General features: G+C 61.5%; 8 protein-coding genes. 5 read left to right on the top strand and 3 right to left on the bottom strand.

The window, feature by feature from the left end; genetic code table 11:
- The first annotated feature begins 96 nt into the window (after window positions 1-96).
- Both FJD34_RS28125 and FJD34_RS27385 read left to right on the top strand, forming a co-directional pair.
- Complete coding sequence (locus tag FJD34_RS28125) at window positions 97-258, top strand: hypothetical protein (protein WP_167360817.1); 162 nt, start codon at window positions 97-99, stop codon at window positions 256-258.
- Window positions 259-263: 5 nt separating this feature from the next.
- The gene (locus tag FJD34_RS27385; protein ID WP_032859636.1) at window positions 264-581 is read left to right on the top strand and encodes a hypothetical protein; all 318 of its coding nucleotides are present in this window, start codon (window positions 264-266) and stop codon (window positions 579-581) included.
- An 87-nt stretch (window positions 582-668) separates the two neighbouring features.
- Here FJD34_RS27385 and FJD34_RS27390 read toward each other — a convergent pair whose 3' ends face one another.
- Both FJD34_RS27390 and FJD34_RS27395 read right to left on the bottom strand, forming a co-directional pair.
- Window positions 669-3,815 (bottom strand): efflux RND transporter permease subunit, encoded by a 3,147-nt coding sequence (locus FJD34_RS27390; RefSeq protein WP_065943777.1) that lies wholly within the window; start codon window positions 3,813-3,815, stop codon window positions 669-671.
- A 30-nt stretch (window positions 3,816-3,845) separates the two neighbouring features.
- Window positions 3,846-5,006, bottom strand: coding sequence for an efflux RND transporter periplasmic adaptor subunit (locus FJD34_RS27395; RefSeq protein ID WP_090290768.1), 1,161 nt, complete (start codon window positions 5,004-5,006; stop codon window positions 3,846-3,848).
- A gap of 172 nt (window positions 5,007-5,178) precedes the next feature.
- Here FJD34_RS27395 and FJD34_RS27400 point away from each other — a divergent pair, with 172 nt between their 5' ends.
- Window positions 5,179-5,757 (top strand): TetR/AcrR family transcriptional regulator, encoded by a 579-nt coding sequence (locus FJD34_RS27400; RefSeq protein ID WP_032859638.1) that lies wholly within the window; start codon window positions 5,179-5,181, stop codon window positions 5,755-5,757.
- Here FJD34_RS27400 and FJD34_RS27405 read toward each other — a convergent pair.
- Window positions 5,728-6,657, bottom strand: a complete 930-nt coding sequence (locus FJD34_RS27405; protein ID WP_032859639.1) for a helix-turn-helix domain-containing protein — start codon at window positions 6,655-6,657, stop codon at window positions 5,728-5,730. The genes FJD34_RS27400 and FJD34_RS27405 overlap by 30 nt on opposite strands.
- Window positions 6,658-6,856: 199 nt before the next feature.
- On the opposite strand from FJD34_RS27405, the gene FJD34_RS27410 reads away from it, so the two are divergent.
- Both FJD34_RS27410 and FJD34_RS27415 read left to right on the top strand, forming a co-directional pair.
- Complete coding sequence (locus tag FJD34_RS27410; protein ID WP_065943776.1) at window positions 6,857-8,203, top strand: aminotransferase class III-fold pyridoxal phosphate-dependent enzyme; 1,347 nt, start codon at window positions 6,857-6,859, stop codon at window positions 8,201-8,203.
- Window positions 8,204-8,264: 61 nt separating this feature from the next.
- A complete protein-coding gene (locus tag FJD34_RS27415) occupies window positions 8,265-9,752 on the top strand; it encodes an aldehyde dehydrogenase family protein (protein WP_032859642.1) in 1,488 nt (495 codons plus the stop codon).
- Window positions 9,753-10,369 lie beyond the last annotated feature (617 nt).

The following is a 10,369-nucleotide window of genomic DNA, read 5'->3' on the forward strand; positions in this document are numbered from 1 at the left end:
CATGGCGTTGGTTGTTCTGTGGGGTTTGCGGAACGTATGATCAGGCCCCGCGCTTTTTTTTGGCGCGCAGCCTGACACCCATTCAAGGATATGAGCATGGAAAAGCACTTCGGTAATTCAGGCCTGTTCAAGGCTGCTTCGTATCACTGCAACAACTCCCTGGAGTGCGGCATCGCGCGCTGGGAGCTGAAAAACATTGCGCTGAATGCGAAGGAGTTTTTGATATGTCCAAAGAACTACTCGGAGTTTCTGCTCTAGGGTTGATGGTGCTCGGTGAGTTTTGTGCGATCTACAGCGAGGTAGTCACCGCCAAGCTGGCCCATGCCGGCGATGGTTCATGGCAGGCGTTCATCATGCCGGTGACGTTGATGTGTTTTGCTGGGTTTTGCCTGCTGGGCGCCTATTGGCTGGGGTATGTGGCTGTCGGTGATATCTGGATCGTCACCGTGGTCTCTGTCACGTCCTTGCTGCTGCTGGAGCCTGTCGTGGTCTGGGCGCTATTTCATGAGTCACCCGGGCGCGGTGCATTGATCGGTTTTTGCCTGGGTGCACTGGGGATGCTGGCCACGGTGTTGCTATAACAGGTAGCGATCTAACAAACACAGGTAAAGCCTGTAGAAGCAGTCGAGCCCCACCTTGCCGGGCTCGACTGTTCCTACGCCTGCGGTTTACTCCTCGATCCGCGCGGCTGGCAGTGTGTTGTCATCCGGGCTGACAACCGGTTTGTGCTTGAGCATTGAAAGTACCCAGACAAAGAAAACCGGCACAAACACCACCCCCAATATCGTTGCGCTGAGCATCCCGCCGACCACGCCGGTGCCGATGGCGCGTTGGCTGGCAGCACCCGCGCCGGTGGCGATGGCCAGGGGTACGACGCCGAGGATAAAGGCCATGGAGGTCATGACGATGGGACGAAAGCGCAGGCGTGCGGCTTCGATGGCGGCGTCACGCAGGGAGTAGCCCTGGGCCCACAGGTCCTTGGCAAACTCGACGATCAGGATCGCATTCTTGGCCGCCAGCCCGATGATGGTGATCAGGCCGACCTTGAAGTACACGTCGTTGGGCATGCCCAGGCTGGTCACGGCCAGCACCGACCCCAGGGCGCCGACCGGTACGATCAGCATCACCACAAAGGGGATGGCCCAGCTTTCATACAGCGCCACCAGCAGCAGGAACACCACCACGAACGCCAGCGCGAACAGTTGCAAGGCTTGGCCGCTGGCGATCTTTTCCTGGTACGACAAACCGGTCCATTCATAGCCAATACCTGCCGGCAGCGTGGACACCAGGCGTTCGATCTCGGCCATCGCTTCCCCGGTGCTGACGCCGGGCGGCGCATCGCCGGCGATACGGATCGACGGGTAGCCGTTATAGCGGGCGATTTGCACCGGGCCTTGCTCCCACTGGGTGCTGACAAAGGCACTCATGGGCACCAGGGCGCCGAGGTTATTGGGGATGAACAGTTTGAGCACGCTGTCCGGCGTCATCCGGTCCCGCTGGTCGGCTTGCACCACCACCCGTTGCTGGCGCCCGGCGTTGGCAAAGTCGTTGACCACCGCCGAGCCGAACGCGGTCGACAAGGTGTTGTTGATTGCATCAAACCCGACGCCCAGGGCCTCGGCTTTTTCCCGATCGATGGTCACGCGCAATTGCGGGGCCTCGGCCAGGCCTTCCATCATCGCGTAGAGGATTTTCGGATTGCCGTTGGCCTGGCCCAGCAACTGGTCCCGTGCGGCGAGCAAGGCTTCGCGGCCCAGGCCGGCGCGGTCCTGCAGGCGCAGGGAGAACCCACCGGAGTTGCCCATGCCGTCGATGGGCGGAGGGTTCACCGCCATGATCGCGCCGTCGCTGGGGGTGGCAAAGTGTTGATTGACCCCTGCGATTTGCGCTTCGGCAGATTGCTCGTCGCCGCGCAACGACCAGTCCTTGAGGGTCGGAAAGGCCAGTCCGGCGTTTTCGCCCATCCCGGAAAAGCTGAAGCCCAGGACCAGGAAGGTGCTGGCGACCGCGTCACGGGAGGCGAGAAACTGCTCCAGCTCCTGGCCGGTCGCCGACGTCCGCTCCCGCGAGGCGCCGGGCGGCAGTTGCACGTCAACGATCATATAACCCTGGTCTTCCACCGGTACGAAGGATTCCGGCAAGCGCAGGTAGGTAAAGCCCAACAGGACCACCAGCCCCAGGTACACCAGCATCACTCGGCCTGCGCGTTTTACCAGGTGGTGATTGAGGGCGCTGTAGCGATCGGTCAGGCGCCCGAACAGGCGGTTGAAGGCGCCAAAGAACCCACGTTTTTCATGATGCCCCTCGGCCACGGGCTTGAGCAGGGTTGCACACAGTGCCGGGGTGAAGGTCAGGGCCAGGAACCCCGAGAACAGAATCGACACCGCCAGGGTCAGGGAAAACTGCTGGTAGATGACTCCCACCGAACCGGCCATGAAAGCCAAGGGCAGGAATACCGCCGACAGCACCACGGTAATGCCGATGATCGCCCCCGATACCTGGCCCATGGCCTTGACGGTGGCGGCCACCGGCGACAGGCCCTCATCGGCCATGATCCGCTCGACGTTTTCCACCACCACAATGGCGTCGTCCACTAGGATACCGATGGCCAGCACCATGCCGAACATGGTCATCATGTTGACCGAGAAGCCCAGCAGGTACATCACCATCAACGTGCCTAACAGACACACTGGCACCACAATGCTGGGGATCAAGGTGTAGCGTACGTTCTGTAGGAACAGGAACATCACCAGGAACACCAGGACCATGGCTTCGACCAGGGTATAGATCACCTTTTCAATGGCCACGTCGACAAAACGCGAGGTGTCATAGGGCACCGAGAATTCAACGTTTGGTGCAAAGTTCACCGACAGTTCCTGCAGGCGCTCCTTGACGGCACTGGCGGTCTTCAGCGCGTTGGCCCCCGGCGACAGTTGCACTGCCGCACCCACTGCCGGCTTGCCATTGAGGCGCGTGGTGAAGTTGTAGTCCTGGCTGCCGACCTCGATTCGCGCCACGTCGGCGAGGGTGACCCTGGAACCATCCTGATTGGCGCGCAGCACAATGCGCCCGAACTCCTCGGGGTTGTCCAGGGTGCCCTTGACCGCCAGGGTCGCCGTCAACTCCTGGCCGACTGCGCCCGGGGAGCTGCCGAAGCTGCCTGCGGGAACCTGGACGTTCTGGGCGCTGATCGCCCGGCTTACGTCATCGATGGACAACCCGTAGCCCACCAGGCTTTGCGGATCGAGCCAGATACGCATCGCGGCTTCCGAGGCAAAGAATTGCAGCTTGCCCACACCTTCGACCCGACGGATTTCATTATTGACGTTACGCGCGGCATAGTCGGCCAGTAGTGTCGTATCCTGCGTCGCCGTGCCTTCCTTGTAGCTCAGGGCGTAGATCAGCAGAAAGCCGGCGCTGGTCTGCTCCACCTGGATGCCCTGGTTGAGCACCGCCTGGGGCATGCGCGCCTCGGCTTTTTTCAAGCGGTTCTGCACTTCGACCTGGGCCATGTCCGGCTGGGTGCCGGGCTTGAAGGTCACGACAATTTCCGCCATGCCGTTGGAGTTGCTGGTGGAGTCAAAGTAGAGCAGGCCCTTGGCACCATTGAGTTCTTCTTCGATGACGCTGGTGACCGAATCCACCAGCACCTTGGCCGACGCCCCGGGATAGGTGGCGGTGACGGTGATTTGCGGCGGGGCGACACTTGGGTACTGGGCCACCGGCAGGGCAGGGATGATCAGCAGCCCGGCCATGGAGATAAACAACGCAATGACCCAGGCAAACTTGGGGCGCTTGATAAAAAACACAGACATGGAGTGACCTCGAACGCGGTGGTGCCGGGCTTACTGGCGTGCTGCTTGTTGTTGGGCGGCGGGGGCGAGGGGCGCTTTCACCAGCACTTTGTCACCCGGAGCGAGGCCGTTCTGGCCGCCGATGATGACCCGGTCACCGGCCTCCAGGCCCTCGGTGATCTGCCAGCGCTGGCCCTGCATGGCGCCGGTTTGTACGGCGCGTGGGCTGACGCTGTCGTCGGCATTCACCACCAGTACCTGGGCCTGGCCGTCGCTGCCGCGCTGCACGGCGCGCTGAGGCACCAGCAAGGCTTGTTGATCGGTGCCCTGGGGCACTTTCACGCGCACATACATGCCAGGCAACAACACCCCTTCAGGATTGCTGAAGCGTCCGCGCAACGAGACCTGGCCGGTGCCACGGTCCACCGCAACGTCGGAGAACAACAGCGTGCCCTGGCTGTGGAAGTCGGTGCCTTCGACCTGCAACGATAGCTGTGAGGAGTCGCCGGCCGACAAGCTGCCGTGCTTGAGGGCCTGGCGCAGTTTCAGCGCTTGCGCCACCGGCTGGGTGAAGTCGGCATAGATCGGGTCCAGTTGCTGGATGCTTGCCATCAATGTCGCTTCGCCCTGGCCAACCAGGGCGCCTTCGGTCACGAGGGCGCGGCCGATGCGCCCGGAGATCGGCGCGCGGACCGTGGCGTAGCCCAGGTTCAGGCCCGCGGTTTGCAGATCGGCGCGCGCCGATTGCTGGGCGGCCTGGCTGCTTTTCAGGGCGGCGCGGGCGGTGTCGAGGTCCTGGCGACTGATCGCTTCGACGTCGGCCAGTTGTTCATAGCGCTTGAGCTTGGCCTGGTTCTCGAACAACTGCGCTTCGATACGTGCCAGTTCGCCCTCTGCCCGTGATGCGGCGGCCTTGAGGGGGGCGGGGTCGATCTGGAACAACAGGTCGCCGGCCTTGATCTCGGCGCCTTCCTCGAAGTTGCGTCGTAACACGATCCCGGCTACCCGGGCCCGTACCTGAGCTACCCGGACCGGCTCGATACGCCCCGGCAATTCTGCGGACAGGGAGAAGGCTTCAGGAGCGACGGTCACGGTCTCCACTTCCCGGGGTTGCTGGGCAGCCTCGGGCTGATCGGGAGCACCACAGCCGGCGAGGCCGACAAGGGCCAGCGCAGCAAAGCTGAAAATACGCAGGTCGCGCAAAGCGTTCATGTGTCACCTGGAGGCTAGGTCTGGAAAGGTGCGCATGATATATGCATGGATCTTGTGAGACAATAATGTCTCAAAAGATTCTTTTGTGTTTAAAAGTGTCATTTCCCTTGAGGTCGGGGGGAATTTCGGCACAATGCCTTCCACTTCACGTCCGACCAATGAGCCTGTTGCCATGTCTTCGCCCGCCCCCAATGAAAAACTTCTCAAGGCCCTGGCGGTTGCCATCGTTGACCATCCCCGGGCCACGCTCCAGGAGCTGGCGCGTGCGGCAGGCATCAGCAAGGCCACGTTGCACCGCTTCTGCGGCACGCGGGAACACCTGATCGAGATGCTGTTGGCGTACTCGCGCGAGCTGATGCAGCAGGTGGTCGATGACGCAGACCTTGAGCGCGACGCGCCAGCCGAGGTCCTGCGTGGCTTGATCGACAAGCACTTGGCCCACCGTGAGTGGGTGTTGTTCATGGTGTTCCAGTACCGCCCGGACACCTTGAACAATCACGGTTGGCAACCGTACCTGAACGTCCTGGACCGCTTCTTCCTGCGGGGGCAGCAGGCTGGAGTGTTTCGCATCGATATCACAGCGGCGGTCATGACCGAGCTGTTCACATCGCTACTGTGTGGCCTGGTCGAGGCAGAGCGCCTGGGCCGGGCCGCACCGGCGGGGACGGCCTGGGTGATGGAGCAGATGTTCTTGCATGGAGTGAGCGCTGCGCCGCCGCACTCAGCGCTGTCGCAGGGTCTGCGAGGGTAACTCGCCAAACAGCGCCTTGTACTGACCGGCAAAGTGGCTCAGGTGGTAAAAGCCCCATTGGGCCGCCGCGTCGCCAATGCTCAATTCGGCCGGCGACGACATGACCAGGCGGCGTCGCACCGCATTCAGGCGCACGCTGCGCAAGTAGTCCACCGGGCTGGTGCTGGTGATGGTCTGGAAGCTGTATTGCAGGGCGCGCCGGCTGACGTGCAGGCGTTCGCACAGATCGACAATGGTGATGGGCTCGTCGTGGCTTTCGAGGGCGATCTGCTGGCTCATCTTTACCAGGTACTGGCGCGTGGGGGCGCTGGGCCGCCGACGTTTTTCAGGGTTCTCGACGCTCCCCAGCAGATCGAGGAAACCACTGAGCAAGCCATGTTCCATGAGTTTGGCCGTGGCTTCATTGAAGTGTTGTGGCGGGCAATCCAGTGCCTGGCCAAGTTGCAGGCGTACACGCTGGTACACCTCACGGGTGCGCTGCCATGGTGACTGCAGCGACGGTGCGGCGGTCAACTGCCGGTAGCTACGGGGGCTCAGGTTCAGCGCGGCCAGTGCCAGGACCTGCTGGCGGGCAAAGGTCGCGGCAAAGACCTGGGTGTTCTCCGGGGCATGGAACATGAACTCTTCGTGGTTGTTCAGGATTGCCAGGCAGTCCTGCGTACCGTGGCTGTCGGTGCACAGTGGAATCGAAAAGCACATGCGCTCGGCGGGTGACTGGCCGTATTGCACGATGCGCCGGTTCAATTGCTCGTGGAATATCTGGAAGTGCCCGCTGCACAGTTGCCGCAAGCGGCTGGCAAACAGGCCGGGGGACAGTTGGTCGTAGGTCTGCTCCCAGTCATGCACCGAGCGCGCGTGCTGGCTGGCGTCGGTAAAGCTAAGGCTTTCGATCTGCGTCATGGTCGTCACCGGTGCGCGGGTGTCCGCCCGTTATTGAAATGTCCGTCGGCGGTGCGGCATCAATACATCACGGTTGCCCCCGGTCCTGCAACCGCTGCAAAAGTGTGCCGATTTGGGATAACGGCCCAGGCACCTCGCTCCCTACAGTCCAGGCTGGCCCGAAACCTCTCGGCCCACCTCTTTGGAAGGGAGTGCAATCATGTACGCGCATTATCAGAACGCCGAAAAAAAATTCTGGCACCCGATGCGAGCGGCCGCGGCCGTTGCGGGGGAACAGACCCTGATCATTGCCAGGGGCAATGGCAACTACGTCACCGATATCCATGGCTGGCGCATGCTCGACGGCATCGCCGGGTTGTGGAACGTCAACGTCGGTCATAACCGTGAAAGCGTCAAGCAGGCGATCCACCGCCAGATGGATGAGCTGGCGTACTACCAGACCTTCGACGGCATTGCCCATCCCAGGGTGTATGACCTGGCTGAACGCTTGACCGGCATGTTTGCCCAGGAAGACATGCAGCGAGTGCTGTTTTCCAGTGGTGGCTCCGATGCCATTGAAACTGCATTGAAAATGAGCCGCCAGTATTGGATTGCCGTCGGGGAGCCCGAGCGCACACGGTTTCTGTCGTTGCGCAACGGCTATCACGGCGTGCACATGGGGGGCACCTCGGTCGGTGGGATCAGTGCCTATCAATTCAACCATGGGCCGCTGCTGGCGGGCTGCACGTTGCTGGATGCTCCGTGGTCCTATCGCAACCCGTGGGACTGCGAAGACCCGCAGGCCCTGACCAGTCACTGCATTCTCCAATTGGAAGAGCAGATCCGCGCGCTAGGGCCGCAGACAATTGCAGCGTTCATCGCAGAGCCGGTGCAGGGCGCGGGCGGGGTGATTGTCCCGCCTGCAGGCTACTGGCCGCAGCTGCGTGCGGTGTGCGATCGCTACGGCATTTTGTTGATCGCCGATGAAGTGGTCACCGGTTTTGGCCGTACCGGCTCGATGCTGGGGTCGCGGGGTTGGGGCGTGGCGCCTGACATTCTGTGCCTGGCCAAGGGCATTTCCGCCGGCTACATCCCCTTGGGCGCCACGGTGTTCAATGGGCGCATTGCCCGGGCCATCGAAACCGCCGAAAACTTCGGCCAGGTGATCATGCACGGCTACACCTACAGCGGCCATCCGACGGCTTGCGCGGCCTCCCTGGCGGTGTTGGATATCGTCGAGCAGGAGAACCTGCCGGGCAATGCGGCGAAGGTCGGCGCCTATCTGCTGGAGCGGCTCAAGCCCCTGAGCGAACGCTTTGAGGTGGTCGGCGAGGTGCGGGGCAAAGGCCTGATGCTGGCCCTGGACCTGGTGAGCGACAAGCGTCTGCGCACCCCCGTGGACCCGGCCGAGGGCTACGCCTCGCGCCTGGCGGAACGGGTACGCCTGGAGGGGGTGCTGGTACGTCCGGTGGGCACCAAGATCATCCTGTCGCCCCCCCTGACCCTGACGCTCGAAGAAGCCGACCTGATCTGCCATGCCCTGGAAACCGGCCTGGCCAATACCTGATCTCCCCTTGAACGGCGCCCATTGGGCGCCGCACTGACGATTGCCTTCAGGAGTCCTGTTGATGAGTGACATTGCCTTGCTGCCTGCGGTTACCGAATTTCTTGCCCGTGTACCGGCCAACTTTATAGAAGGGGCTTACCAGCCCAGTACGTCCACACAGCGAATCGCCGTGCGAAACCCTGCGACCGGCCAGGTGATCAGCCATATCCTCGATGCCAGCGACGAGGATATCGAGCATGCCGTCGCCAGTGCGCGCAAGGCGTTCAAGGGCGCGTGGGCGGACACCTCGCCCTACGCCCGAGGTGTGATCCTTAACCGATTTGCCGATTTGCTTGAGGTGCATGCCGAGGAGTTGGCGCAGTTGGAAACCCTGTGCTCGGGCAAGTCGATCAACCTGTCACGCGGCCTGGAAATGGCCCAGAGCGTGGTGTTCCTGCGCTACTTCGCGGGCTGGGCGAGCAAGATCAACGGCCAGACCATGAGCCCCTCGATTCCGTCCATGGGCGGCGAGCAGTACCTGGCCTACACCCTGCGTGAACCCGTGGGCGTGGTCGCCGGGATTGTGCCGTGGAATTTCTCGGTGATGATCGGCATCTGGAAGATTGCCAGCGCGCTGGTCACCGGTTGCACCATTGTGATCAAGCCCAGTGAGTTCACGCCCTTGGCGTTGTTGCGGGTGGCTGAGCTGGCGTTCGAGGCGGGCGTGCCGGCCGGCGCATTTAACGTGGTCAACGGGACAGGACAGGTGGGGCAGCAATTGATCGCCCATGCCGCAATCAGCAAAGTCGCGTTCACCGGGTCTGTACCGACCGGGATCGCCGTGGGCAAGGCGGCGATGGCCGCCGACCTGACGCGCGCGACCCTGGAGCTGGGCGGCAAGAACCCGGCGGCGTTGTTGGCCGATGTCGATATGGACCAGGCCGTGACCGGGATGGTGCAGATGGCTTATGTGCATCAGGGCCAGGTGTGCGCCGCGCCGGAACGTCTTTATGTACACCGCTCACGGGTCAGCGAGTTCCTGGAAAAGCTCGGGCAGGCCCTGAGTACCTTGAAGATTGGCTCACCCCTCGATGAAAGCACCCAGTTTGGCCCGCTGGCCAACCAGGCGCACCTGGAAAAGATCCTCGACTTCTTCGCCAGGGCCAATCAGAACAACACGGTAATCTGCGGTGCCAAGGCCATTGACCGGCCGGGCTACTTTGTCGAACCGACGCTGATCCTGGCCAATGGCCCGGATGATCCTTTGCTGCGGGAAGAGGCGTTCGGTCCGGTACTCTGTGTATTGCCCTACGACACAGAGGAGGAGCTGGTGACCCTGATGAACGACTCGCCCTACGGCCTCACGGCCAGTGTCTGGACCAACAACTTGTCCAAGGCATTGCGCCTGATCCCGCAAATAGAGGCCGGTACGGTATGGGTCAATATGCACACCTTTCTGGACCCGGCACTGCCGTTTGGCGGGGTCAAGGCGTCGGGTGTGGGCAGGGAATTTGGTGATGCGTTTATAGAGGCCTATACCGAGCTCAAGTCGGTGATGATTCGCTATTAGTTGTCGGAGCGAGCTTGCTCGCGAAAAGCGTTAACGATAATGCAGCGCCAACAGGTAGCCCGTGGCGCTTGTGGGATTTTCGCGAGCAAGCTCGCTCCTACAGAAATTGGTGATGATCCGCTATTGATTCACACCACGTAGTTGTCGGAGCGAGCTTGCTCGCGAAAAACGTTAACGATAACGCAGCGCCAACAGGTAGCCCGTGGCGCTTGTGGGATTTTCGCGAGCAAGCTCGCTCCTACAGAAATTGGTGATGATCCGCTATTGATTCACGCCATGCAGTTGTAGGAGCGAGCTTGCTCGCGAAAAACGTTAACGATAACGCAGCGCCAACAGGTAGCTCATGGCACTTGTGGGATTTTCGCGAGCAAGCTCGCTCCTACAGAGATTGGTGATGATCCGCTATTGATTCACGCCATGCAGTTGTCGGAGCGAGCTTGCTCGCGAAAAACGTTAACGATAACGCAGCGCCAACAGGTAGCTCATGGCACTTGTGGGATTTTCGCGAGCAAGCTCGTGCCTACAGAAATTGGTGATGATCCGCTATTGATTCACGCCATGTAGTTGTAGGAGCGAGCTTGCTCGCGAAAAACGTTAACGATAACGCAGCGCCAACA

It is taken from the genome of Pseudomonas brenneri (genome assembly GCF_007858285.1).
Taxonomy (GTDB): domain Bacteria; phylum Pseudomonadota; class Gammaproteobacteria; order Pseudomonadales; family Pseudomonadaceae; genus Aquipseudomonas; species Aquipseudomonas brenneri.